At 65.3% G+C, this 25537-nt stretch carries 20 protein-coding genes and 5 pseudogenes; 11 read left to right on the forward strand and 14 right to left on the reverse strand.

Annotated elements, in window-relative coordinates; translation table 11 throughout:
• Positions 1–149 precede the first annotated feature (149 nt).
• Together LRS12_RS12540 and LRS12_RS12545 are read right to left on the reverse strand one after the other, a co-directional pair.
• Positions 150–2238, reverse strand: a pseudogene (locus LRS12_RS12540) (bifunctional (p)ppGpp synthetase/guanosine-3',5'-bis(diphosphate) 3'-pyrophosphohydrolase).
• A gap of 113 nt (positions 2239–2351) precedes the next feature.
• Positions 2352–2657, reverse strand: a complete 306-nt coding sequence (locus tag LRS12_RS12545) for a hypothetical protein (protein ID WP_257844829.1) — start codon at positions 2655–2657, stop codon at positions 2352–2354.
• Between the two features lie 145 nt (positions 2658–2802).
• On the opposite strand from LRS12_RS12545, the gene LRS12_RS12550 reads away from it, so the two are divergent.
• Positions 2803–3297: a helix-turn-helix domain-containing protein gene (locus LRS12_RS12550; protein ID WP_257844830.1), complete on the forward strand. Its 495-nt coding sequence runs from the start codon at positions 2803–2805 to the stop codon at positions 3295–3297.
• Here the strand turns inward: LRS12_RS12550 and LRS12_RS12555 are convergent, their stop codons facing one another.
• The 4 genes and pseudogenes from LRS12_RS12555 to LRS12_RS12570 all read right to left on the reverse strand — a co-directional run bounded on the left by LRS12_RS12555 (position 3298) and on the right by LRS12_RS12570 (position 6773).
• Entirely contained in the window at positions 3298–4881 is a 1584-nt protein-coding gene (locus tag LRS12_RS12555; RefSeq protein WP_308223016.1) for a diguanylate cyclase, read from the reverse strand. It lies immediately after the preceding gene.
• On the reverse strand, positions 4781–5071 hold the full coding sequence (locus LRS12_RS12560; protein WP_257844832.1) for a hypothetical protein: 291 nt from the start codon (positions 5069–5071) through the stop codon (positions 4781–4783). The genes LRS12_RS12555 and LRS12_RS12560 overlap by 101 nt, the downstream gene beginning before the upstream one ends.
• Positions 5072–5144: 73 nt before the next feature.
• The gene (locus tag LRS12_RS12565; protein ID WP_257844833.1) at positions 5145–5570 is read right to left on the reverse strand and encodes a thioesterase family protein; all 426 of its coding nucleotides are present in this window, start codon (positions 5568–5570) and stop codon (positions 5145–5147) included.
• Positions 5567–6773 (reverse strand): annotated as a pseudogene (locus tag LRS12_RS12570) (LL-diaminopimelate aminotransferase). The gene LRS12_RS12565 and the pseudogene LRS12_RS12570 overlap by 4 nt, the downstream one beginning before the upstream one ends.
• 278 nt (positions 6774–7051) lie before the next feature.
• Between LRS12_RS12570 and LRS12_RS12575 the strand changes: the two are divergent.
• The 3 genes and pseudogenes from LRS12_RS12575 to clpS all read left to right on the forward strand — a co-directional run bounded on the left by LRS12_RS12575 (position 7052) and on the right by clpS (position 10127).
• Positions 7052–8718, forward strand: a pseudogene (locus tag LRS12_RS12575) (PHA/PHB synthase family protein).
• Between the two features lie 90 nt (positions 8719–8808).
• Positions 8809–9621 carry a phasin family protein gene (locus tag LRS12_RS12580; RefSeq protein ID WP_257844834.1) on the forward strand — a complete coding sequence of 271 codons (813 nt, stop codon included), beginning with the start codon at positions 8809–8811 and terminating at the stop codon, positions 9619–9621.
• Positions 9622–9782: 161 nt separating this feature from the next.
• Positions 9783–10127 (forward strand): ATP-dependent Clp protease adapter ClpS, encoded by a 345-nt coding sequence (gene clpS, locus LRS12_RS12585; RefSeq protein ID WP_257844835.1) that lies wholly within the window; start codon positions 9783–9785, stop codon positions 10125–10127.
• 108 nt (positions 10128–10235) lie between these two features.
• On the opposite strand, the gene LRS12_RS12590 is transcribed toward clpS, so the two are convergent.
• Positions 10236–10706 (reverse strand): protein tyrosine phosphatase family protein, encoded by a 471-nt coding sequence (locus tag LRS12_RS12590; protein WP_257844836.1) that lies wholly within the window; start codon positions 10704–10706, stop codon positions 10236–10238.
• 40 nt (positions 10707–10746) lie between these two features.
• The gene (locus tag LRS12_RS12595) at positions 10747–11481 is read right to left on the reverse strand and encodes a Crp/Fnr family transcriptional regulator (RefSeq protein WP_257844837.1); all 735 of its coding nucleotides are present in this window, start codon (positions 11479–11481) and stop codon (positions 10747–10749) included.
• A 124-nt stretch (positions 11482–11605) separates the two neighbouring features.
• Between LRS12_RS12595 and murA the strand changes: the two genes are divergently transcribed.
• Positions 11606–12889: a UDP-N-acetylglucosamine 1-carboxyvinyltransferase gene (gene murA / locus LRS12_RS12600; RefSeq protein ID WP_257844838.1), complete on the forward strand. Its 1284-nt coding sequence runs from the start codon at positions 11606–11608 to the stop codon at positions 12887–12889.
• A gap of 49 nt (positions 12890–12938) precedes the next feature.
• Positions 12939–14672 carry a bifunctional UDP-sugar hydrolase/5'-nucleotidase gene (locus LRS12_RS12605; protein WP_257844839.1) on the forward strand — a complete coding sequence of 578 codons (1734 nt, stop codon included), beginning with the start codon at positions 12939–12941 and terminating at the stop codon, positions 14670–14672.
• A 124-nt stretch (positions 14673–14796) separates the two neighbouring features.
• Here the strand turns inward: LRS12_RS12605 and nusB are convergent.
• From nusB to hisG, 4 genes and pseudogenes are all read right to left on the reverse strand, one after another.
• Positions 14797–15259: pseudogene (nusB, locus tag LRS12_RS12610) on the reverse strand (transcription antitermination factor NusB).
• 60 nt (positions 15260–15319) lie between these two features.
• Positions 15320–15700, reverse strand: coding sequence for a hypothetical protein (locus LRS12_RS12615; protein WP_257844840.1), 381 nt, complete (start codon positions 15698–15700; stop codon positions 15320–15322).
• Complete coding sequence (gene hisD, locus LRS12_RS12620) at positions 15697–16992, reverse strand: histidinol dehydrogenase (protein ID WP_257844841.1); 1296 nt, start codon at positions 16990–16992, stop codon at positions 15697–15699. Before hisD ends, LRS12_RS12615 begins: the two co-directional genes overlap by 4 nt.
• Positions 16989–17651 carry an ATP phosphoribosyltransferase gene (gene hisG, locus LRS12_RS12625; protein WP_257844842.1) on the reverse strand — a complete coding sequence of 221 codons (663 nt, stop codon included), beginning with the start codon at positions 17649–17651 and terminating at the stop codon, positions 16989–16991. Before hisG ends, hisD begins: the two co-directional genes overlap by 4 nt.
• A gap of 74 nt (positions 17652–17725) precedes the next feature.
• Here hisG and LRS12_RS12630 point away from each other — a divergent pair, with 74 nt between their 5' ends.
• Positions 17726–18775: a DUF2332 domain-containing protein gene (locus tag LRS12_RS12630; RefSeq protein WP_257844843.1), complete on the forward strand. Its 1050-nt coding sequence runs from the start codon at positions 17726–17728 to the stop codon at positions 18773–18775.
• Positions 18776–19415: 640 nt separating this feature from the next.
• Positions 19416–19592: a hypothetical protein gene (locus LRS12_RS12635; RefSeq protein ID WP_257844844.1), complete on the forward strand. Its 177-nt coding sequence runs from the start codon at positions 19416–19418 to the stop codon at positions 19590–19592.
• A gap of 75 nt (positions 19593–19667) precedes the next feature.
• Here the strand turns inward: LRS12_RS12635 and LRS12_RS12640 are convergent, their stop codons facing one another.
• Positions 19668–20975 (reverse strand): isoprenylcysteine carboxylmethyltransferase family protein, encoded by a 1308-nt coding sequence (locus LRS12_RS12640; protein ID WP_257844845.1) that lies wholly within the window; start codon positions 20973–20975, stop codon positions 19668–19670.
• Positions 20976–21211: 236 nt separating this feature from the next.
• On the opposite strand from LRS12_RS12640, the pseudogene LRS12_RS12645 reads away from it, so the two are divergent.
• Positions 21212–23115, forward strand: a pseudogene (locus LRS12_RS12645) (M61 family metallopeptidase).
• A gap of 41 nt (positions 23116–23156) precedes the next feature.
• On the forward strand, positions 23157–23705 hold the full coding sequence (gene ppa / locus LRS12_RS12650) for an inorganic diphosphatase (protein ID WP_257844846.1): 549 nt from the start codon (positions 23157–23159) through the stop codon (positions 23703–23705).
• A 62-nt stretch (positions 23706–23767) separates the two neighbouring features.
• Here the strand turns inward: ppa and LRS12_RS12655 are convergent, their stop codons facing one another.
• Positions 23768–24493 (reverse strand): SDR family oxidoreductase, encoded by a 726-nt coding sequence (locus LRS12_RS12655; RefSeq protein WP_257844847.1) that lies wholly within the window; start codon positions 24491–24493, stop codon positions 23768–23770.
• Positions 24494–24643: 150 nt separating this feature from the next.
• Between LRS12_RS12655 and LRS12_RS12660 the strand changes: the two genes are divergently transcribed.
• Positions 24644–25531, forward strand: coding sequence for an AraC family transcriptional regulator (locus LRS12_RS12660; RefSeq protein WP_257844848.1), 888 nt, complete (start codon positions 24644–24646; stop codon positions 25529–25531).
• Positions 25532–25537: the final 6 nt, after the last annotated feature.

The following is a 25537-nucleotide window of genomic DNA, read 5'->3' on the forward strand; positions in this document are numbered from 1 at the left end:
GATTGGGTAGAGCGTCGCGCGTCCAATTTGGATCGCTCTACTGCCGTTTGCCCTGAGCTTGTCGAAGGGCAGGGGGCTGCCCTCCGTGAGCGCGGCAGCGGTGCTTCGACAAGCTCAGCACAAACGACTGTGTAAGCCTGCCTTGCGCCCTAAACCCGCTCCGCCGAACTCACCGCGTCCGCCGCGCGGAGTGCCGCGATCAGTTTCATCAGATGCGCGGCGTCGCGCACCTCGACGTCGATCAAGTTGGTGTGGAAGGTCGTGTCGCGCGTGTCGAAGCGGATGTTGAGGATGTTCGCCTTGTGCTGGCCGAGCAGAGTCGCGACCGCGCCGAGCGCGCCGGGTTCGTTTTTCAGCGTCACCGCGATGCGCGCAGTGCCCCCCCTCCGCCTTGTCGCCCCAGCCGATATCGACCCAGTCCTGATCCTCGACGGCGTCGAGCCGGGAGCAACTGATCTGGTGAATTTCGATCGGGGCGTCGGGGTGGCGCACGCCGACGATGCGGTCGCCGGGGACGGGGTGGCAGCACGCGGCAAGCGTGAAGGCGACGCCCGGGGTCAGCCCCTTGATCGAGATCGGCATGCGCTGCACCGGCTGGAGCAGCGCTTCGTCGGCGGTCGATCCAGGCATCAACGCTTCCATCACCTGCGCATCGGTGACTTTCTGGCGCGCGATCGCCTCCATCAGTGCGTCGGCATCCTCCAGCTTGAGCCGGGTCAGCGCCGCGCCAAGCGCTTCCTCGCCGATCGGCACCGGCAGTCGGCCGACAATCTCGTCATAGAGCTTGCGGCCGAGCGCGATGGTCTCGTCGCGCTCCTTGTGGCGCAGATGGCGGCGGATCGCGGCGCGCGCCTTGCCGGTGATCGCGAAGTTGAGCCAATTGTCCTGCGGCCGCTGCGCCTTTGAGCGCAGGATCGCCACCTGATCGCCCTGCGCGATCTCGGTGCGCAGCGGGACGACGCGGCCATTGACCTTCGCGCCCACCGCCTGGTCGCCCAGATCGGTATGCACCGCATAGGCAAAGTCGATCGGCGTCGCGCCCTTGGGCAACTGGATCAGCTCACCCTTGGGCGTGAAGGCGAAGATGCGATCCTGATACATCGCCATCTTGGTATGTTCGAGCAGCTCCTCGGGGCTTTCGGCCTGTTCGAGGATATCGACCAGATCGCGGATCCAGCTGACCTGCGTGTCGGGGCGCACCGCATTCTGCTTGTACGACCAGTGCGCGGCGAGGCCATGTTCGGCCTGGCTGTGCATTTCGCGGGTGCGGATCTGGATTTCGACGCGGGTGTCGCCGGCATGGATGATGCTGGTGTGCAGCGAGCGATAGCCGTTGCGCTTGGGCGTCGAGATATAATCCTTGAACCGCCCCGGCACCATCGGCCAGCGGCGATGGATGATGCCGAGCGCGCGATAGCATTCCTCTTCGCTGTCGACGATCACGCGGAACGCCATGATGTCGGACAGCTGCTCGAAGCTGACGTGCCGCTCCGACATCTTCTTCCAGATCGAATAGGGGTGCTTCTCGCGCCCCGAAATCTCCGCCTCGACTCCGCCGCGCGAGAGCAGCAATTTGAGACCCGAGCCGATCTTGGCGATGCGGTCCTCGCCTTCGACGGTCAGCGCTTCTAGCCGCCTGGTGATCGACTCATAGGCTTCGGGCTCGAGCTGCTGGAAGGCGAGCGTCTGCATCTCCTTCATGAATTCGTACATGCCGATCCGCTCGGCGAGCGGGGCATAGATGTCCATCGTCTCGCGCGCGATCCGTCGCCGCTTCTCGGGCTTCGCGATATGGTGCAGCGTGCGCATATTGTGCAGCCGGTCGGCGAGCTTGACCAGCAGCACGCGGATGTCGTCCGACATGGCGAGCAGGAATTTGCGGAGGTTCTCCGCGGCGCGCTCGCTTTCGGTCTGCGCCTCGATCTTGGACAGTTTGGTGACGCCGTCGACCAGCCGCGCGACGCTGGGGCCGAACTTCGCCAGAATCTCTTCGGGGGTGGCGACGGTATCCTCGATCGTGTCGTGCAGGATCGCCGTCGCGATCGTCTCGTCGTCGAGATGCAGGTCAGTCAGAATGCCGGCCACCTCGATCGGGTGGCTGAAATAGGGGTCGCCGCTGGCGCGCTTCTGGCTGCCATGCGCGTGCATCGAAAACACATAGGCGCGGTTGAGCAGCGCCTCATCGGCTTCAGGGTCGTAGGACAGGACCCGGTCGACTAGTTCATATTGACGCAGCACCGGTCGAAGATGGGGGCGGGTGGTGCTGCTTTGCAACAGGATTCACGCGGAACGGGCACCGGCGCTGGCCGATGCCCGTTCAGTGTTGCGTCAAGGTGACGGGTGTGGCGCGATTACTTCGCGCGGGCGTTGCACGCCGCAAGCGCCTCGGCGTCGAATGCGGTGCCGCCGACTGAGAAGCTGGACAGCGCGCCGACGCGCTGCACGACGCGCTCGCACATCACCTTCTCGCTCATCGTCGACTTCGGCGCGGCGCAGATGCCGTCCTTGCACTTCCAGACAGTGGTCTGGGTGATGAAGCTGGCCTTCTTCGGCGCTTGGACCGGGGTGGCAGTGTAGTGGCCGGACTGGGCAAAAGCGGGGGTCGCGGCGCTGACGAGGCAGAGCGCGGCAGCGGCGATCGGGGCAAGGCGGATCATGATACTCTCCCTGGGGTGCACTGCAACAAAGGTTGCGAATCACTACTTACTCCGATAGGTTTTCAGTTGCAACTAGAAACTGTTGCTGCACCGCAAGGAACTAATCGCGTTGTGTGGCCGTCAAAATGAGGTAGATTCAGCGGTTATGGGCCACAATGGACTGCGAGAGCCGCTTCGACAGCTCGCCAACAACTGCAGCCTTCCGGCCGCGCTGGAGGCGATGGGAGAGCGCTGGTCGTTCCTGATCCTGCGCGCGTCGTTCAACGGCCTGTATCACTTCGAGGAGTTCCAGTCGGAGCTAGGCATCGCCCGCAACATTCTCGCCAACCGCCTCGCGCGGTCGGTCGATCATGGCATCCTCGCGCGACAGACCTGTGACGACGATCGTCGCAAGGTCGAATACCGACTGACCGAAAAGGGGTTTGCGCTGCTCCCGACCATGGTTGCGCTGCGGCAATGGGGTGAGCGCTGGGAGACAGGAATGCCCGCGACGCCGGTGCTGGTCGACGCGCGCGACCATCGCCGCATCGCGCCAGTTCAGGTGATGAGCCATGATGGGCGCGTGCTGGGCAAGCACGACCTGATCTGGTCGCTGCCTGAAGATGTTGTCGGGGAAGGCGCAGTCGAAGCCGCTGAATAGTCACGCGGCGGCGAGTTCGCTGCGGTTGCGGCCGCGCGATTTGGCACGGTAGAGTGCGACGTCGGCAATGCGGAACACTTCGTCGGACGACAGGTCGGGGCCGATCGGCGCGATGCCGACACTGACGGTGATGGTGAACGTCGCGCCGCCGGCATGGATACGAGCGTCCTGAAGCGAGTTCCGCACCCGCTCGCACGCTGCCAGCGCGGCGGCGGTCGACAGGCCCGGAAACAGCACCGCGAATTCCTCGCCGCCCAGTCGCCCGATCACATCCTCGACCCGCAGATTGGCGCGCAACACATCCGCGAAGTGCAGCAATGCCGCGTCACCGGCATCATGGCCATGGCCGTCATTGACCTGCTTGAAATGATCGAGGTCGAACAGGGCGAGCGTGCCGGGCCGGTCCGGGGTGTCCATGCGATACTGGTCGATGCGGTCCTGGAAGGCACGACGATTGAGCACGCCGGTCATCGGATCGGTGTTGGCCTGCCGCACCAGATCGGCCTCGCGCGCCTTGCGCTGGCTGACCTCGCGGATCACGGTGACGACGCTCAGCACCGCATCCTGCTGGTTTCGCACGGCGCGCGCTGTCGTCTCGAACCAGCGCACACCGCCCGTCGCGATCTGGCCGCGAAATTCGAAACGGTGGACGCGATCCGGTTCGGCGATCACCCGGCGATAGGCGTCGCGCACGCGCGCGCGATCGACCTCGTGCACCAGCTCGACCGGGCTCTTGCCGATAATCGAGTCGGGCGGATGGCCGGTCACGTCGCGCATCGAGGGCGAGGCGAACTGGACGACGCCGTAAGGGTCCAATGTCATCACCACGTCCGAGACATGATCCGAAATCAGCCGATAACGCGCCTCGCTCGCCGCGACGGCGACGGCGAGTCGCTGGTTTTGCGCGATCATCGTCGCGAACGGGACCGCGATCAGGAACAGCACGGCCAGATAGAATTGGAAGAATAGCAGCTTGAACGCATGGCTCCCGTCGATCAGCTCGATCGGACCCATGCCCGCGACGGTGAAGCCCGCACCGATCACCGCGATCAGGAAGACGCCGAGAGTCGCGCCGGCGACGCGAAAAGCCATCGTCGCCGCAATCAGCGGAAGGATCGGTACGAACAGCAGCGGCAATCGGGTCTGGGCGAAGCAGAGTGTGGTCACACCGACCATCAGCGTCGCGATCACGACGAAACGTGTCACCGTAGCGCGGCTCGCGGCTTGCTCTCGATAGGTGTTGCCCGCCAATGCAAGTAGTGCGATCGGGGTGGCGATCAGCGCGCCCAGGCCATGGCCAATACCCCAGCTCATCCAGACCGCCCAGGGGTTTGCTCCTTGATAGAGCGCCAGCGTCGCGGCGGAAATGACCCCCGTAGCCAGCGGCGCGACCACCCTGCCGCAGCGACAAACCCGGCCAGCGCGCGCAGCGACAGGAACACGCGCGCGTCCGCGCCGAAGCGGGCGAGCAACCCCCAGGCGATCAGCGCTTCGGCGATATTGGCAACGCCAAACACCGGCGCGAGGGGGCGTAGGGCGAGACCGCCAGCGTCGCGGCGACCGATGCGCCAAAGCAGCTCGCAATGTGCAGCGGGCGTTCGGTTGCGGGGCGGGTCAGCAGGGCCGCGACCAGCACGCCATTCGCGATCCACAGTAGCGCCACATTGCCGCTCAGCCGGGTGAATGCAATCGCCCCCGCTGCGCACAGAAAATAGGTGAACGCAATCGCGGCGACCACCAACAAGTCAGTTCGAAACAGGCTGCCGCGATGCATCCACCGACGCTAGTCAGTGCCGGTTAACACCACGTTTCGCGTACCCCCATCCGAACCGCGTATCACAACCGCTTCAATCGCTTGGCAGCATTCGCGCGCGGATGGCGGGCGGTACCGGAGTTGAGCGCCCCGCGTCGAGATCGACGTTGACGTGAACCAGCTCAATCACCGTGTGCAGCACGCCGGTCTGGGCATGGACCAGCTCGACGCGGCTGGTCACGCTCGACGTCCCGATCCGGTCGGTTCGGGCATAGGCATCGAACTCGTCATCATAGCGGAGCGGGGCCCGGTAATCGACGGTCGCGCGGGCGACGTGGAATTCCATCGCGAGCCATTCGGGCAGGTCGGCCAGGGCCAGCCAACGCCAATATTCGCTGAGCGCCACATCGGCATATTCGAGATAGCGGGAGTTGAAGACCACCTTCTGCCCATCGATCTCCGCGTAACGCACGCGCAGCCGGTGGCAGAAGGCAAAGCCCTCTCTCGACGGCGCGATCACGCCGATTTTGCGCCGGTGTTCACGCCCATCGACTGAAGATAGCGCTTCACGTTGCGTGCGGCCTGACGCAACCGTTGCTCATTCTCCACCATCGCGATGCGGACGAACCCCTCGCCATTCTCGCCGTAACCGACGCCGGGCGCGACCGCGACCTTGGCGTGTGTCAGCAGCTGCTTGGAGAATTCGAGGCTGCCGAGATGCGCCAGCGCGGGCGGGAGCGGAGCCCAGGCGAACATCGATGCAGGTGGGGGGCGGGATGTCCCAGCCGGCGCGGCCGAAGCTCTCGACCAGCACGTCGCGGCGTTTGTGGTAGAGCTGCCGGTTCTTCTCGACGATGTCCTGCGGGCCGTTGAGCGCAGCACAGGCGGCGGCCTGAATCGGGGTGAAGGCGCCGTAATCGAGGTACGACTTCACCCGCGTCATCGCGGCGATCAGCTGCTTGTTGCCGACCGCGAACCCCATGCGCCACCCGGCCATCGAATAGGTCTTGCTGAGCGAGGTGAACTCGATCGCGACATCCTTTGCGCCCGGCACCTGCAGGATCGACACGGTGGGCTTGCCGTCGAAATACAGTTCCGAATAGGCGAGGTCGGACAGGATCCAGACCTTGTTGTCCTTCGCCCAAGCGACCAGGCGCTCGTAGAACGCAAGGTCGACGGTCTCGGCGGTCGGGTTCGACGGATAGTTGACGACCAATATGCTCGGGCGGGGGACAGTGAAGGCGATCGCGCGCTCGAGGCTGTCGAAATAGGCCTCGTCCGGGGTCGTCGGCACCGCGCGGATCGTCGCCCCGGCCAGGATGAAGCCGAAGGTGTGGATCGGGTAGCTCGGGTTGGGCGCGAGCACGACGTCGCCCGGCGCGGTGATCGCGGTGGCGAGGCTGGCCAGCCCCTCCTTCGACCCCATCGTCACCACGACCTCGCTATCGGGATCGATATCGACGCCGAAGCGGCGGCCATAATAATTGGCCTGGGCACGGCGCAGGCCGGGGATCCCCTTCGACTGCGAATAGCCATGCGCGTCGGGCTTGCGCGCAACCTCGATCAGTTTTTCGATGACATGATCGGGCGGGGGCAGGTCGGGATTGCCCATGCCCAGGTCGATAATGTCCTCTCCCGCCGCGCGCGCCGCTGCCCGCATCGCATTGACTTCGGCGATGACATAGGGGGGCAGTCGCTTCATGCGGTAGAATTCTTCGGACATACTGCTGGCTTTCGGCTCCTCGTGGTCGCGCATTGCGCTTGGGCTCGTTATACAGGGGGCGGGGCGGCAAGCCAGAGGAGAGGCGCGTGGCGACGGCAAAGAAAAAGACGGCGACCGCAAAGACGAAGCCTGAGCCGACCACCACAGCAAAACCCAAGGCGAAGCGCGCGGCCAAGCCCAAGGCGGCGGGAGTGCCACCGCCGGAATCCGATGCCCCGGCTCAGCCGGGCCTTGAAGATCTGCAGCACTGGACCTGGGTGTTTGGCCGCGCGCAGCAGATGATGATGGAGCAGGGGCTGGACCTCGCCGGGCAGATGTCGGCGATGCCCCAGATGCCCGCCATGCCGACGGTGCCCCCCGCTCGACCCAGCTGCCGCGATGCGTGCGGGGGCCGAATTCTGGGCCGACACGATGAATTTGTGGCAGCGCTTCCTCGATCCCGCCAAGGCGCAGAAGTTCGAGGAAACGCCAGAACAGGCACGTGACAAGCGCTTCAAGGCGCCGCAATGGCGCGAGCAGCCGGTGTTCGACTTCATCCGCCAAAGCTACCTCACCTTGTCGGGACATCTGCTCAAGGGGGTCGACCAGATCGAGGGGCTTACCCCGAAGCAGAAGGAGCAGTTGCGCTTCGCGACGCAGGGCTTCATCGACGCGATGAGCCCGAGCAACTTTCCGGCGACCAACCCGCTGGTGGTCGAACGGACGATCGAGACCAAGGGCGAGAATCTGCTCAAGGGTCTGGCGCACATGCTCAACGACCTTGGCAAGGGCCAGATGACCCAGACGGTCGAGGGCGCGTTCGCGGTGGGGGGAGAATATCGCGACCACGCCGGGCCGGGTGGTCAAGCGCACGCCGCTCTATGAGCTGATTCAGTATTCGCCGACCACCGACACGGTGTTCGAAACCCCGCTGGTGATCTTCCCGCCGTGGATCAACCGCTTCTACATCCTCGACCTGACGCCGGAAAAGAGCTTCATCCGCTGGGCGGTGGAGCAGGGGCTGACGGTGTTCGTCGTGTCGTGGAAATCGGCCGATGCGAGCATGGCCGATGTCGTGTGGGACGACTATGTCGAGCGCGGTCAGATCGACGCGATCGACACGATTCGGGAATTGCTCGGCGTCGAGAGCGTCCACACGATCGGCTATTGCGTCGCGGGGACGACGCTCGCCGCGACGCTGGCGGTGCTCGCCGCGCGGGGTGAGGCGGCGAAGGTCAAGAGCGCGACCTTCTTCACCGCTCAGGTCGATTTCAGCGAGGCGGGCGACCTCAACGTATTCGTCGATGACGAGCAGCTCGCGCTGATCCAGTCGTTGACCAGCGATGGATTTCTCGACGGACGGTACATGGCCGCGACCTTCAACCTGCTGCGCGGGCGCGACCTGATCTGGAATTACGTCACCAGCAATTACCTGCTGGGCGAGGATTATACCCCGTTCGACCTGCTCCACTGGAATTCCGACGTCACCAACCTGCCGGCGAAGTGGCATGCCAGCTATCTGTGCGACCTGTATCGCGACAATCTGCTGGTCCAGCCGGGTGCGCTGGCGATCGGGGGGACGCCGATCGACCTCACCTGCGTCAAGACCCCGGCCTATGTCCAGGCGGGGCGCGAGGATCATATCGCGCCGCCGCGCAGCGTGTGGAAGCTCACCGGCCATCTCGCGGGGCCGATTCGCTTCGTGCTGGCCGGATCGGGGCATATTGCAGGCGTGGTCAACCCGCCCTCGTCGGGCAAATATCAATACTGGATCAACGAGGCGGGCGCGACCAATATTGACGAATTTGTTGCAGGTGCGGTCGAGACCAAGGGGAGCTGGTGGCCGGACTGGATCAAGTGGATCGAAGCGCTGGATGCAGCGCGCGTTCCCGCAAAGAAAGCCAGAATCCCTAGCGTAAATGAGGAACTCGGGGCGGCTCCGGGACGTTACGTCCGAACCCGCTGAATTTTTTGTGCACTGCACAATAAACCTCTTGAAACACGGTTTACATCGGCGTATATGCTGCAATGCAATAGTCGCAGCGAGGACGTCGATATGGCCAGCAAGGGTCCGCGTACCGGGGCGAAGAAGCCGGTAGCCAAGTCGCCAGTCGCGAAGGTCGCGCCCAAGGTTGCAGCTCTGGCCATCGAGCCGAAGCCGGAGCCTGTGGTCGAAGCCGTCGCCGCGCCGGTCGAAGCCGTCGCCGCGCCGGTCGAAGCCGTCGCCGCGCCGGTCGAACCGGTGGTCGAAGCCGTCGAAGCGGCAGAGCCCGTCGTCGCGGCCGAGCCGATTGTCGAACCGGTGGTCGAGGTTGTCGCCGAGACCGTCGAGCCGGTCATCGAAACTGTCGCGGAAACCGTCGAAGCGGTCGCCGCACCTGTAACCGAGATTATCGAAGACACCGCCCCGCAGACGGCGGACACCGCAAGCAAGGGAATTTATACCATGGAAGCCATTGAAAAGACCCAGGCGATGTTCGCCGAGCTGAACGACAAGGCGAAGGCGCAGGTCGAAAAGAACACCAAGCTGGTCGGTGAAATGACCGAACTGGCCAAGGGCAATGTCGAAGCGCTCGTCGAGAGCGGCAAGATCACCGCCAAGGGCCTCGAGACGCTGGGCCAGGACGCTGCGGAATACAGCCGCAAGTCGTTCGAGAACGCGACCGCCACCCTGAAGAGCATGTCGGCAGTCAAGTCGCCCGCCGACTTCTTCAAGCTGCAGAGCGACTATGTCCGCAGCGCGTTCGACTCGATGGTCGCCGAGACCTCGAAGAACACCGAAGCGTTCATCAAGCTCGCCGGCGACGCCGCGCAGCCCGTCTCGAACCGCGTCGCGGTCGCGATGGAGAAGATCAAGACTGCGGCCTGAACCGGCCATCGGTCCTGATTGGACGAAATTGGGGCGGTCGCGGGAGCGATCGCCCTTTTTCTTGTCCTGCACCCGCGATTTCGCACGATCCGCCCCTTGCCCTCCACCCGGGCCTGCCATATTTTTCCGGGCTCATGTCAGCACCGCATCTCACGACCCCGATGGCCCCGATCGCGATGGCCGACGATCCCGACCGCGATGACGAGGACGGGACCAATACCGGCGTCGCGACCCGCACCCGCGCGAAGACCAAGAAGCCGACGCCCTATCGGGTGCTGATGCTCAACGACGATTACACGCCGATGGAATTCGTCGTGCTGGTGCTCCAGCGCTTCTTCAAGCTGGATATGGAAGAGGCAACGCGGGTGATGCTTCAGGTCCATCAGCGCGGCGTCGGGGTGTGCGGCGTGTTCAGCTATGAAGTCGCGGAGACCAAGGTGGCCCAGGTGATCGACTTCGCCCGGCAGAACCAGCATCCGCTTCAGTGCACACTCGAAAAGGCGTGAGCCGCCGATAGCTAGATGTAGCGTCACCCCGGGCTCGACCCGGGGCCCCGCTATCTTGCCTGGTCGAAGAAGCTGGACCGCGGGTCAAGCCCGGGGCGACCGATTGGCTCAGTAATCCCGCCCGCGATAACGATGGTCGGTGCCTTCGACGGGCGTGTCGCCGATGAAGGTCGCCCAGACGCCCGCGGGTTCCCAAACTGAATTCAGTTCGGCGCGTGCGGCCTCCTCGCCAATCGCATCGCGGCGGTAGCGATAGAAGAATGCCGAAACGCGCGCATTGACGATGCAGTGGACATGGACCGCCCGCCCGTCCGCCTCGGCCATGGCGGCGGCGAAGGCGGCATAATCCGATTCGGTCGGGGCTGAGAAATCGACCGGAATATAGGTATAGCGCATGCCCAAGGCTGTGACGCTGGCCGCTTCGTCGGGCAGTGCCTGGACATGTTCGTGCGGGCCGAGATTGATCACATCGGTCACGCCGAGCGCGGCGATCTCGGCTAGCTGCGCTTCGGATGGCTGGCCCGAGCAGGTCAGCGTCGGGCCAAGACGGCGCCAATTGAGGATGGCGGGGTCGCTCATCCCGCACCTATAGCATTGCGGTTGCGGACAGGCGACCGGCTCAGCGCGCCTCCGGCAACCAGCTCAGGTCCAGCCCTTCGTACCGGTTCACATAATTCGCCGCACGTCCCATCGCCGCCTCGTCGAGCAAGGTGACGCGGCCCGATCTGCGACCGATCATCCCCTCTTCCTCCAGCTGGCGCAGCATGCGGTTGACATGGACCGACGTCAGGCCGGTCGCGTCGCCGATCTCTTCCTGGGTCAGGCCGAGGTTAAACGCCTTGTCGATCGTCTTGTCGGTGCCGCGCAGCCGGTTGCGCATCTCCAGCAGCAACGCCGCAACCCGCGCCTTGGCCGAGGTCCGGCCGAGTGCGGCAAGCCGGTCGGTCAGTGCCACCCGCTCGATCTGGCAAAGGACGAGGATCAGCGATGACAGGCGAGGGTGGGCAACGCTCAGCGCGCTGAACGCCTGCCGGTCGAACGGGCAGACGACACAGTCCGAAAGCGCGCACAATGTCTCGGGCGATTCGCGATAGACCAGGCTGGATACGCCCAGCATGTCGCCTGGGAAGTGAAAGCGCAGAATCTGGCGGCTGCCATCGTCGAGCAGGACATAGCTCATCACCAGTCCCTTGCGCAGGACGAATAACTCGCCCGCCGGCTCATTCTCACGCAACAGGATCGCGCCGCGCCGGATATGGCGCTGTCGTTCCTCCAGCCGCTCCAGCGCAGCCCTCTCTCCCGGCACGAGCGTAACCAGCTCGCCGAGAATTTCCGCGAAACAACTCCCTGACACTCTGTCCCTTCCCCCAACTTCCCCCTGCAAAGCATTGCTGCAAAATCAGCGCATTAAAGTCGATCAAGCCGCGTAACGGTTGGCCGCACTTGCGCGCGGATTTCGAGTCGATAGAAGCCCGTCAATGGACCGTATTCTCATCCGCGGCGGAAACCGCCTATCCGGTAACATCGCTATATCCGGTGCGAAGAACGCCGCGTTGACGCTCATGCCGTGCGCGCTGTTAACCGACGAGCCGCTGACGCTGCGCAATCTGCCGCGTCTCGCCGACGCCGACAGCTTCGGGCATCTGCTCAACGAGCTGGGCGCCTCGACCGCGATCGAGGGGACGCGTCCCAATGATTTCGGCCGCGTGCTCACCGTCCGCGCATCCCGCCTGACGTCGAGTGTCGCGCCGTATGACATCGTGCGCAAGATGCGCGCGTCGATCCTGGTGCTCGGCCCGTTGCTGGGGCGTGAGGGCGAGGCGACGGTTTCGCTGCCCGGCGGCTGCGCGATCGGCAACCGTCCGATCGACCTGCATCTGAAGGCGCTGGAAGCGATGGGCGCGGAGATCGAGCTGGCGGCGGGCTATGTCAAGGCGACCGCTCCCGGCGGGCGTCTGGCTGGCGGGCGCTACCGCTTCCCGGTGGTGTCGGTCGGCGCGACCGAGAATGCGCTGATGGCGGCGGCAACCGCGCGCGGCACCACGGTGCTCGAAAATGCGGCGCGCGAGCCCGAGATCGTCGACCTGTGCAACCTGCTGGTCGCGATGGGCGCGTCGATCCACGGCATCGGCAGCGAGACGCTGACGATCGAGGGCCGCGACCGGCTGCACGGCGCGACATACAGCGTGATGCCCGACCGGATCGAGGCGGGCAGCTATGCGTGCGCCGCCGCGATCACTGGCGGCGACGTCGTACTCGAGGGCGCGAAGGCCGACGATATGCGCGCGACGCTGGACGCGCTGGTCGAGGCAGGCGTGACGGTCGAGGAGAAGCCCAACGGCATCCGCGTCGCCGCCGATGGTCCGTTGAGGCCCATCACGCTGTCGACCGCACCCTATCCGGGCTTTGCCACCGACATGCAGGCACAGTTCATGGCGATGCTGTGCAAGGCCGATGGCGCGAGCGTGCTGACCGAGACGATCTTCGAAAACCGCTACATGCACGTGCCCGAACTGACCCGGATGGGCGCGAATATCGACGTGCGCGGGCGCACGGCGGTGGTCCATGGCGTCGATCGCATGGTCGGCGCGCCGGTGATGGCGACCGATCTGCGCGCATCGATGAGCCTGATCCTCGCCGGCCTGGTTGCCGAGGGCGAGACCCAGGTCAGCCGCATCTATCACCTCGACCGAGGGTATGAGCGGCTGGAGGAAAAGCTGCAGGGCGTCGGCGCGGACATCGAACGCGTCGGTGACGGCTGACCCGCAGGCTGTTACCTGACCGGCGAGACCGACTCGCCGGAGACTGCATATGCGCCTGATCGTTGGATTGCTCGCGGGCCTCGCGCTCAGCGGCTGCGCGTCGCAGCGTGCCGCCACGCCCGCCGCGCCCATGACGGTGCGGATCATCGCCTTCAACGACTTTCACGGTGCGCTCGAAACCCCGGCGCGGCCGATCGACTTGCAGGCGGCCGACGGCAAGACGGTCAAGGTGCCCGCCGGTGGCGCGGCCTATTTCGCCTCGGCGGTGAAGGCGCTCAAGGCGGGCAACCCCAACAATGTCGTCGTCGCGGCGGGTGATCTGACCAGCGCCAGCCCGCTCGTCTCCTCGCTGTTCCTCGACGAACCGACGGTCAAGGCGCTGAGCATGGCTGGCCTTGAGTATAACGCCGCGGGCAATCACGAATTCGATCGCGGGACGAAGGAGTTGCTGCGCCTTCAGCGCGGCGGGTGCGAAAAGAACGCCGTCGCCCAGCCGTGCCAGCTCGAGCCGTTCAAGGGCGCGTCCTACACCTATCTGGCGGGCAACACGCTCGACGCATCGGGCAAGAGCCTGATGCCCGCGACGGGCCTAAAAAGCTTCGGCAAGGGCCGGCGCAAGGTCACGATCGGCTTTATCGGCATGACCACGCGGATGACCGGCACCTATGTCGATCCGGCGGGCATCGTAGGATACAGTTTCGCCGACGAGGCAGAGACCGCGAACAAGCTGATCCCGCAACTGAAGGCGCAGGGTGCCGACGCGATCGTCATCCTGGTGCATGAGGGCGGCTATCCCGCGCGGTCGGATCAGCCGGAGAAATGCGAAGGGCTGTCGGGACCGATCCTCGACATCATGGACCGGCTCGATCCCGGGGTGGACGTGATCGTCTCCGGCCATACTCACCGCGCCTATATCTGTGATTACTCGGTCACCAACCCGGCCAAGCCGGTACTGCTGACCAGCGCGGGAAATAACGGGGTAATGCTGACCGCGATCGACCTGACCTTCGACCTCGCGACGAAGAAGGTGTCTGAACGCTCGGCGAGCCAGCGGATCGTTCAGGGCAGCGGCAATGTCAGCGCGGGCGGGCCGGTGAAGAGCAATATGTACTTCCCGGTCTATCCCGCCGATCCGGAAGTCGCCGCGCATGTCGCACGCTATGCCGCCGCCGCCGCGCCGCTCGCCCGCCGCCCGGTGGGCAAGGCGTCGGCACCGATCCTGCGCGACGAGGATAGCGAGACCGTCGAATCGCCGCTGGGCCTGCTGATCGCCGATGCGCAACTGGCGGCGACGAAGAAGGATGGAGCACAGATCGCGCTGATGAACCCCGGCGGCGTGCGTGCGTCGATCACCCCGGCTGCGGACGGGACGGTGACGTTTGGCGACCTCTATACGACCCAGCCTTTCGGCAATAACCTTCAGGTGCGCGAGTACACGGGCGCGCAGCTGCTGGCGGTGCTCGAACAGCAATTCACCAACGCGGACGGGCCGAAGCTGCTGTTCCCGTCGGGCCTGACCTATAGCTATGACCGGTCGAAGCCGGAGGGGCAGCGGATCATTGCGCCGCTGGTCGATGGCAAGCCGCTCGATCCGGCGGGCAGCTATCGCGTGGCGATGAACGGGTTTCTGGCCGGCGGCGGCGACAGCTTCACGACGTTGAGGGTCGGGCGGATCGTCGCGGGCGGCGTGCTCGACCTCGACGCGCTGGAGGCGTGGTTCGCGCGGGGGCAGGTGGTGACCCCGCCCGCGCTCGGACGGGTCAAGGATGTGGGGGCGGAGTAACGCTGGATCGTCACCCCCGCGAAAGCGGGGGCCCATCTCCCGAACGCGCGGCAAACCGCACCGGTGTGGATTTGGAGGGCGCAGGGGGATGGGCCCCCGCTTTCGCGGGGGTGACGGGCGTGGGTTACGCCCGCACCACCTTCGCAATCGCGTCGAGCAGCCCGTTGACGAAGCCCTTCTCGCGCCGATCGTAAAAGGCGTCGGTGACGTCGAGATACTCGCTGATCGCGGCCCCGGTCGGCACGTCCTTGCGCGCCAGCAGCTCATAGGTGCCCGCGCGCAGGATCTGGCGCATCGGGCGGTCGATCCGGTCGAAGCTCCAGTCCGCCGTCAGCTTCGACGCGATCAGCGCGTCGATCTCGTCGCGGCGCGCATCGACGCCCTTGACGATATCGTCGAAGAACATCGGATCGGCGTCGATATATTCCTCATCCTCGATTGTCGCGCCCAGCCGGTGCTGGTGAAACTCGGTGAGCAGCTGGGGCAGGGGGGGTCTTCTCCATCTCCTGCTGATACAGCGCCTGCACGGCGGCGAGGCGCGCGGCGGCGCGGGCCTTGGATCGGGTCTTTGCGGTTGGGCTAGGCATATCTATCTCTTTAACAATTCGGGGCGGCGACGCGCTACGAGCTTTTTTTCGGAGCAAGCATTAAACGTCGGTCCAGAAATCCGAGTTGGGGTCGGCGATGGCCGCCTTGCTATCTTCGCTGGCGTATTCCCAATTTATGATGTGCCGTGCTTCAAAGTCGATCCACGCTCCATGATCTAGCCGGGCATCGTCGGGTCTACTCGCAGGGGTATTCGCCAAACGGCCGCGATACTTGCCGCGATCGTTCGAATGGATGATTAGCCACATTCGTTCGACCGCCTCCCCACCTTCGATTTCAGCGCTGGGAAACCTAAAGATCGCTTTGGCGTATTCGCCCGGCTCCAGTCGGACGCGTGTTTCCTTTGGCGCGATATGGAAGGTGTCAGGATAGAGCTCGGCTAACTCTTCAGCGTCATCCAGCGTCCATCTCACCGCATTCATCGCGGATGTCCGAGCCGCAGCGCCACCGACTTGGCATGCGCCGGAAGCCCTTCGGCCTCCGCCAGCGCCACTGCGGCGGGGCCGATCGCCGCCAGCCCCTGTGCATCGAGTGCGAGGAAGCTGGTGCGCTTCATGAAATCGAGCACCGACAGGCCGCTGGCAAAGCGTGCGCGGCGGCCGGTGGGCAGGACGTGGTTGGGGCCAGCGACATAATCGCCGATCGCTTCGGGCGTCATCCGGCCGAGGAACACCGATCCGGCATGGCGCACGCGCGCGAACAGCGCATCGGGATCGTCCACCGCCAGTTCCAGATGCTCGGGCGCGAGCTTGTTGACCAGCGGGATCGCCTCGTCGAGGTTCGCGGTCAGGATGATCGCGCCGTTGGCGTCCCAGCTCTGCCGCGCGACGTTGCGCGTCGACAGCTCGCCGATCTGGCGATCGACCGCTTCGGCCACCTTGCCCGCCAGCACCGCGTCGTCGGTGATCAGGATCGACTGGCTGGTCGGGTCATGTTCGGACTGGCTGAGCAGATCGGCGGCGATCCATTCGGGGTCGTTCTTGCCATCGGCGACGACGACGATCTCGCTCGGCCCCGCGACCATGTCGATGCCGACCACGCCGTACAGCTGGCGCTTGGCCTCCGCGACCCAGGCATTGCCGGGGCCGGTGATGACATCGACGGCAGCGATCCGCCCGGTGCCATAGGCGAGCGCGGCGATCGCCTGCGCTCCGCCCACGCGCCAGATTTCATCCACCCCGGCGATATGCGCGGCGGCGAGGACGAGCGGGTTGATCTCGCCATCCGGGGTCGGGGTGACCATCACGACGCGATCGACGCCCGCGACCTTGGCGGGGATCGCGTTCATCAGCACCGAGCTGGGATAGGCCGCGCGGCCGCCGGGGACATAGACACCGGCTGCTTCGACGGCACTCCAGCGCGCGCCGGTGCGGATGCCGGCGGTGTCGGTCGTGTCGCTGTCGCTGGGCTTCTGCAACGCATGGTACGCGGTAATGCGTGATGCAGCGAGTTGCAGTGCGTTGCGCAGGTCGGGCGCAAGCGCATCGAACGCCACGGCGCAGTCGCTCTTCTCGATCCGCCAGCCGGTTTCGTTAAGGTCGTGCTTGTCGAACTTGCGGGTAAATGCGTGCAGCGCGGCGTCGCCCTCGTCGCGGACGGATGCGACGATGGTGCGCACATCGCGCGCGACATCGGCGTCGGCCTCGCGCCGCGCATCGACCAGCTCGCGAAACGCCTGGGCGAAGCCGGGTTCGGAGGTGGACAGGCGGATCATGCCGCGACCGCCCGGCGGAAAGCGTCGACCAGTGGCACGACTTCGGCGCGCGTCTTGAACGCGGCGCGGTTGGCGATCAGGCGGCTCGACACCTCCATGATCGTCTCGACCTCGACCAGCCCGTTTTCCTTGAGCGTGCGACCCGACGAAACCAGATCGACGATGCGCGGGGCCAGGTCGAGCAGCGGGGCCAGCTCCATCGCGCCATTCAGCTTGATGCACTCGGCCTGCACGCCGCGCGCCTCGAAATGGCGACGGGTGAGGTGCGGATATTTGGTCGCGACGCGGACATGGCTCCACCCGCGCGGATCGTCGGTCGCGGCGAGCGCGGAGGGTTCGGCGACCGACAGGCGGCAATGGCCGATGCCGAGATCGACCGGCGCGTAAAGCTCCGAATAGGCGAACTCCGCGAGCACGTCCGATCCGACGATGCCCAGCTGCGCCGCGCCATGCGCGACGAAGGTCGCGACATCGAACGCGCGCACCCGGATCAGGTCGATGTCGGGGCGGTTGGTCTTGAAGCGCAGCGCGCGGCTGCCCTCATCCGAAAAGGCCGGTTCCGGCACGATTCCGGCACGCGCGAGCAGGGGCAACGCTTCCTCGAGGATGCGTCCCTTGGGCACGGCCAGGATGATCGGATCGGGCGGGCTGTCGGTCATGGGTTGCGCGCCTTTACTTGGGGGGGCGTTGCGGCGCAACAAGAGCGCAGCTTTATCGGCGGAAAGGGCAGGGCATGACCGACTGGATGGCGCTGGAGGATGTGCGGACCGCGTTCGCCAATCAGGTCGACTATTGCCGCGCCAACGATGCGGCGCTGACCGCCAGCGTGGTGCAGGCGATCCTCGACGGGATGGCCGGGCCGGGGGCGTTCCGCGCAAAGCTGCGCGACTGGCCGGGCAAGCCGATGGCCGACGCGCTGCCGCTGCGTGCGGCGGGCGGGTTGCATGCGCTGTATCTGACCGGTGCCGCGCCGTCGCTTGGGCCGCTCTATGCGGGGGAGGCGGTCGATGCGGGGCAGCTTATCAACGCAGCGATCGACGCGCATGACGCGGCTTTGCTTCCTTGGCTCGACGGCCCGCCGCAGACCAATGAGGCGGCGCGGTCGAGCAACTATGCCGCCGCGATGCTGTGGCTGGCGGCGCAGGGGCTGCCGGGGCGGTTCGAGTGTATCGAGATCGGGTCGAGCGCCGGGATCAACCTGATGATGGACCGCTATCGCTACGATCTGGGCGGGGTCGGGGTGGGGCCGGAAGATGCGGCGATGCGGATCGCGCCTGAGTGGCGCGGCCCGCCGCCGCCTGCGGGTGCGGTCGAGATCGTATCGCTGCGCGGCTGCGACGTCGCGCCGATCGACCTGACCGATCCCGAGGCACTGCTCCGCCTGCGCGCCTATGCCTGGCCGGAGCATCGCGTGCGGGCAGAGCGGCTGGAGATCGCGGCGGCGGAAGCGGCCCGGCGCTCGCCCGATCTGGTGGAGGCCGACGCGGCGGCGTTTGTCGTCGAGGCGCTCGCCCGGCCACAGGCGGCGGGGACGACTCGCGTGCTGATGCATTCGATCGTGTGGCAATATCTTGCGGCCGAGGGGCAGGCGGCGATCACGGAGGCGATGGAGGCTGCGGGGGCGACGGCAACGCCCGAGCGCCCGCTGGCATGGATCGCGGTCGAGGCGAACCGACAGACCTTCCGCCACGAACTGACGGTGCGGATGTGGCCGGGAAGCGGGGAGCCGCAACTGCTGGCGGCGGCGCATGCCCATGGTGCGTGGGTGGAGTGGATGGGGTAGTTATAAATCTTCCCCCGCCAGGGGGAGGTGTCAGCGCAGCTGACGGAGGGGGGAGGACGGCGGCGCACTCGCAAATGTTGTGCTTCCTCCCCCTCCGTCGCCTTCGGCACCACCTCCCCCTTGCGGGGGAGGATTGATCGCCCGTCGGTCGCCCCGCAGACCAACCGTCACCCCGGACTTGTTCCGGGGGCCACCGGGAGGCAGGCGCGAGGCAAGCGGCTCAAGCGACGCGCTGGAGCATGAGTGGACCCCGGCACAAGGCCGGGGTGACGAGCTTGTTTTAAGCTACGAACTTGCAAAAGCCGTCTGTCGAGAAACGACCCCATAGCGGACATTCCGGAATTGGCCTTATGATGGCGCAATGCGATGCCTGCGATACATGCTCCTCTGCCTGCCACTGCCGCTGCTGGCTGGATGCGAACCGGAGCGCGGTATCAGGTCAGGTCGAGATGTTCCTTCGCCAGTAGACATAGCATGCGTTGATCGAGCTCTTCGTTAGGCTTTCGGCAAAATCGAACGATGGGATTATGTTAGCGACGGAGGCATCTTCCCGAAGGGAACCTCTGTCGCACAGTTCGCCTACTTCAAGTCGGATGACGGAACAGGGTGGGCCAAACTACACGTTGGTTCGCTGGGGCAGATGACCCGCATCTCGCACGACTTCACCGGCATTGGCGCGAAGTTGCCTCAATCCGCGTTTCCACCCGCCATCGAGGCAATGGCTAACGCCACAGATATTATTCAGGCTGCATGCGGGCTGAATATCGCCGCAGACGGGTGGCAAGAGATTGGGCAAGATGTGGAAGCGCTAGATTGACCTCGACCTAATGGCCGGTTCCCACCCACAGTCGGACAAACACTCCGCAAATGCGGCCGCATCCAACCTCAGAACCTACGCCCCCGCCTCACTCTTCCCAGTCTTCCCCATCCCCCACGCAAACAACCGCGGGATCGGTGCATTACGCTCCATCCACTCGCTATACGCCCGGTATTCGGGGTCTTCGCCGAGATGCTTCTCCTCGGTCTTGGCGCGGACATAATAGATCAGGCTGACCAGCCCGAGCAGCAGGGTCGCGCGCGCCGCGTCGGCGAGGCTGCCGGTGGTGACGAGCAGCGGGCAGGTCGCGATCCACCAGAACAGGTTCTTCGACAGATAGGCCGGGTGCCGCGTCCACGCATAGGGGCCGTGGGTGATGATGCCGCGATGGGTGAGGTTGGAGAAGCGGAAGCCGAACGCCATCGTCGCCCAGGCATAGATCCCGGTCAGCGCCACCAGCACCGCGCCGACGATCCACAGCAGCACATCATGCCCGGCCAGCCAGTGCGTCCAGTCCGACGTGCCGGGGTGATAGTCGAGCGGGCCGCCATTGCCCATCAGGATGAATGGCGGGTAGCAGATCAGCGCCACCGCCCACGCGCCCGCGTACGGGTTGGCGGTGCGGATATGGCTGTCGAGCGGGCGGAAGGTGAGAATGTAGCCGACCGTCGCGAACGCCACGTCGAGCATGAACATGCCGGTGATCAGCCAGTTGGCGAGCGCGATCGGGTTGGTCAGGATGCCGCTCGCATCCGCTCGCACGAATGCACCGAACCCCGGCGGCACGATGGCGAGCATGAAGGCGAGGAAGAACGCCTTCACCGCCCAGCTGCGCAGGTGATTGTGGATCGCGGCCTCGTCCACTGGCTCTTTCGACCCGATCAGCCATGCGCCGAGCATGAAGGCGCCGTCCTTGGGCTTTTCGAGGTGGCGGTCGATCCACAGCACATAGGGGATCGACAGCACGAACAGCGCGGGTGCGGCCATCTGGAAACACCACATGGCAAAGGCGAAATTGCCCTCCCAGTAGAAGCGGCACACGGCATAGATGCCCGCGATCGCTCCCCAGGTCAGCCACAGGCCGGCGAGCTTGGTGATCGAAATGTCGAGCGTTTCCTTGAGCGGGCGCGGATCGCTCCACTTGACCCCGGTCGTCGGATTGCGATGCACCTTGTCGACGAACACCGCCCACAACACCATCGGGATGCCGCCCGCGGCCAGGTTCACCAGCGCCGCGAACGGCCCGTCGAGGCCATAGGTCCGCGCGACGGTCAGCCAGATCGCCATGCCGACCAGTCCGGCCAGGCCGCATCCGGTGCTGACGGCGGATTTGGGCCGCGGATCGGCCTTCACGCTGCGGGCAAGGGCGGGGTCGTGATACATGGCGTATCGTCTAGCGCGAAAATGGTAAGCAAGCCGTGAAGCACAAATCCTCCCCGGAACGGGGAGGGGGACCATGCGCAGCATGGTGGAGGGGGCCCGAGGCAACCGACTCCTTTGCCTCGGGCCCCCTCCGTCAGCGCTACGCGCTGCCACTTCCCCGTGCCGGGGAGGATTTACGCGCGTCCCGGGCGTGGCTACGGTAACAACATCTCCCGCCTCTCCCGAAAGGTTCCTGCATGCGTCGCGCCGTTGCGCTCACCGCCCTGTTGCTCGCCACCTCTGCTGCCACCGCCCAGAACAGCACGCCCCAGCCACTGCCGTTCGACAACCGAATCCCCGCCGCGCGCGACACCGCCTATCCCGGCACGATGATGGTCAAGGTCGATGCGACCGACATCCAGCAGGCAATCTATCGCGTGAAGCAGGTGATCCCCGTTGCGGATGCGGGGCCGATGGTGCTGATGATGCCCGCCTGGCTGCCGGGCAAGCATGCCGCACGCGGCGAGATCGAGAAGCTGGCGGGCCTCAAGATCAGCGCCAATGGCAAGCCGGTTGCGTGGAGCCGCGACACGGTAGATGTCTGGGCGTTCCATGTCGAGGTGCCGGTCGGCGCCAAACAGCTCGACATCGAGTTCCAGTTTCTCGGTGCCACCGACCGCGATCAGGGGCGCGTGTCGATCGCGCCCAATATGCTCAACCTGCAGTTCGAGCAGGTCAGCCTCTATCCCGCCGGTTACTTCACCCGGCGCATCCCGGTGGCTGCGACCGTGACTTATCCCAAGGGCTGGACCGCCGTGTCTGGCCTGCCCGCGAAGAAGCAGGGCGACGCCTATGTCTATGAGACCACCGATTACGAGACGCTGATCGACTCGCCGGTGTTCGCCGGGCGCCACTATCGCGAGTTCAAGCTGTCCGAGCGCGTCGACCTCAATGTCTTCGCCGACGAGCCAGGCGAGCTTGACGCAAAGCCCGAGCAGATCGAGGCGCACAAGAAGCTGGTCGAACAGTCGATCAAGCTGTTCGGGTCGCAGCATTACGACCGCTACGAATTCCTGCTCGCGATCAGTGAGGAAATGGGCGGCATCGGCCTCGAACATCACCGCAGTTCCGAGAACGGCGTCGGTCCGGGCTATTTCACCAAGTGGAGCGAAGGCCCAGGATCGCGCAACCTGTTGCCCCACGAATTCGTGCACAGCTGGAACGGCAAGTTCCGCCGCGGCAACGACAGCTGGACGCCCGATTTCCGCACGCCGATGCGCGATTCGCTGCTGTGGGTCTATGAAGGGCAGACGCAATTCTGGGGCTATGTGCTGCAGGCGCGCTCGGGGATCGTGTCGAAACAGGATACGCTCGACATGCTCGCCAGCATTGCCGCGAGCCTCGACAACCGCCCGGCGCGGCAGTGGCGTGCGCTGGTCGATACCACCAACGATCCGATCATCTCTGCGCGCCGCCCCAAGGGTTGGGTGAGCTGGCAGCGGTCGGAGGACTATTACAATGAAGGCATGCTGGTGTGGCTCGAAGCCGACGCCAAGCTGCGCGAACTGTCCGGCGGCAAGAAGTCGATGGACGATTTCGCGCGCGCCTTTTCGGGATGCGCGACGGTGACTGGGGCGTGCTGACCTATGACCTGGCCGAGGTCGCGGCGACGCTCAACGGCATTCAGCCCTACGACTGGGCGACATTCCTCAAGACCCGCGTATACGATGTCGCGCCCAAGGCGCCGCTCGCCGGGTTTACGGAAAATGGCTATCGCCTGATCTATACCGATGAGCCGACCGCCGCGTTCAAACATGCCGAGAAGCGCGCGAGCCGCGCGGACTTCAGCTATTCGCTGGGGCTGGCGGTCGGAAAGGGCGGGGCGGTGTCGAGCGTCACCTGGGATTCACCTGCGTTCAACGCGGGACTCGACCTGGGTGATACCATCGTCGCGGTCGCCGGGCGCGAATATAGCGACGACCGGCTCAAGGCTGCGATCACCGAGGCGAAGGCGAGCAAGGCACCGATCAGGCTGCTGGTGAAAAGCGGCACGCGCTATCGCGAAACGACCATCGACTATACCGGCGGCCTGCGCTATCCGCGCCTCGAAAAAATCGGCACCGGAGAGGGTGGCCTGGATAGGTTGTTGCAGGCCCGCTGAGGCGGGCAAGGCATCGGCCGAACCAGATATAAGGAAGACCAATGCGTATCGACATGATCCCTGTCGGCGACAATCCGCCGCACAGCCTGAACGTCATCATCGAAGTGCCGACCGGCGGCGAGCCGGTGAAGTATGAGTTCGACAAGGAATCGGGCGCGCTGTTCGTCGACCGCATCCTGCACACGCCGATGCGCTATCCGGCGAATTACGGCTTCGTGCCGCACACGCTGTCGCCCGATGGCGATCCGCTCGACGCGCTGGTGATTTCGCGCTCGCCCTTCATCCCGGGCTGCGTCGTACGCGCGCGACCGATCGGCGTGCTGAAGCTGGAAGACGAAGCCGGCGGCGACGAAAAGCTGGTGTGCGTGCCGGTCGACACCACCTTCCCTTATTATTCGGACGTGGGCGAGCGGCAGGACCTGCCCTCGATCGTGCTCCAGCAGATCGAGCATTTCTTCAAACACTATAAGGACCTGGAGTCCGAAAAGTGGGTCCGGATCGGCCAGTGGGGCGATGCCGAGGAAGCCAAGCGCATCGTCGTCGAGGCGATCGAAGCTGCCAAGCAGGCCAAGGCTGCCGCGACCGCCTGACCCGCTTTACGCTGAGCAATTTGCAAGGCCCCGGATGCACCTGCATCCGGGCCCTTGTTCGTTCAGAACGCGCCGCCTGCCGGGCGGACGATGATCTCGCTGACATCGACCCCGCCGGGCTGGGCAATGGCATAGGCAATCGCGCGGGCGATGGCGTCGGGGGTCAGCGACTTCTGCCGCCACTGCTTCAGGCCCTCGGCGATCTCCGGCACCGTGATGTCGTCGCCCAGTTCGGTCGCGACCACGCCGGGGGAGATGATCGTGGCGCGGATATCGTCATGCTCCATCCGCAGCCCTTCGGTGATCGCCCAGACGGCATATTTGGTGCCGCAATAGACCGCTGCGGTCGGAGCGACCATGTGCGCGGCGACCGAGGCGACGTTGACGACATGGCCGCTGCCCTGCGCCGTGAAGCGCGGGAGCACCGCCGCAATGCCGTTGAGCACGCCATGGACATTGACGTCGATCATCCGCTTCCACTCGTCGCGCTTGAGCGCATCGAGGCGGGAGAGGGGCATCACGCCGGCATTGTTGACCAGCACGTCGACGCGACTGAAGCGCGCTTCCGCCGCCGCGACGAACGCCTCGAAGCTGTCGTCATCGGCAACGTCGAGCTGCTGCCAGGCGACATTCGCGCCCAGTTCGTCGGCCAGCGCGGCAAGGCGGTCGGTGCGACGCGCACCGATGAACAGGCGGGCACCCGCGGCGGCGAGTTCACGGACGGTCGCCTCACCGATGCCGCTCGATGCGCCGGTGACGAGGATGGTCTTGTCGATGGGCGTGGTCATGGGTCGGTTCCTTTCCGCTGGAGTTGATGGCGGTGAAATGGCCCCGGAGCCGCCGAAGGCGGTAGAGTGATTGCCCGCAGAAATTGCACGATTCTCCAAATCAATCGCGCGCGACTTGCGATCCCGCATCGTGCGCGCGACAAGGCGGATATGGAACGTATCGCGCAACTCGCATCGGTCATCGCTCGCCATACGCCGGAACCCGGTATGTTCGCGTCGCGCGTGCCGCGACTGGCGCTGATCCGCGGGCATGAGCCGACCCAGCCGGTGCCGGCAGTCTATGAGGCATCTCTTTGCCTGATCGCCCAAGGTTCCAAGCGCGTGTCGCTGGGCGAGCACAGCGTCGTCTATGACGCTGCGCATTATCTGGTGGTGTCGGTCGACCTGCCGCTGGTCGGCCATGTGCTTCAGGCCAGCCCGGACCAGCCCTATCTTTGCTGCAAGATTGACCTCGACATGCCGGCGCTCGCCGATCTGGTGGTGGCACAGGGCGGGCCGGGCGCACCGGCGGGGCTTCCTGCGCTCGCGGTTTATCCCAGCGATCCGGGGCTGGTCGATGCGGCGTGCCGACTGGTCGCGCTGCTCGACACGCCCGGCGATATCGCGATGCTCGCTCCGCTAATCGAACGAGAGATCCTCTATCGCCTTCTCGCCGGCCCGCACGGGCCGATGCTGCGCCATATCGCGGCGGGGGACAGCCATTTGCGGCAGGTCAGCCGCGCGATCCAGACGATCCGCAGCGGCTATGACAAGCAACTGCGCATCCGCGACATCGCCGATGCGGCCGGGATGAGCAGATCCTCGCTGCACGCGCATTTCAAGGCGATGACCCGGATGACGCCGATCGAATATCAGAAACAGCTGCGACTGCAGGAAGCGCGGCGGCTGATGCTGGCGGAGGGGGCGAGCGCGGGCAGCGCAGGCTTTGCGGTCGGCTATGACAGCCCGTCGCAGTTCAGCCGCGAATATCGCCGCCTGTTCGGGGCTCCGCCACGCCGCGACATCGCGCAGATGCAGGGCGCATTGGCGAGCGCGTGACGCGCG

Origin of the sequence: Sphingomonas sp. J344, assembly GCF_024700005.1 — a bacterium.
GTDB lineage: Bacteria > Pseudomonadota > Alphaproteobacteria > Sphingomonadales > Sphingomonadaceae > Sphingomonas.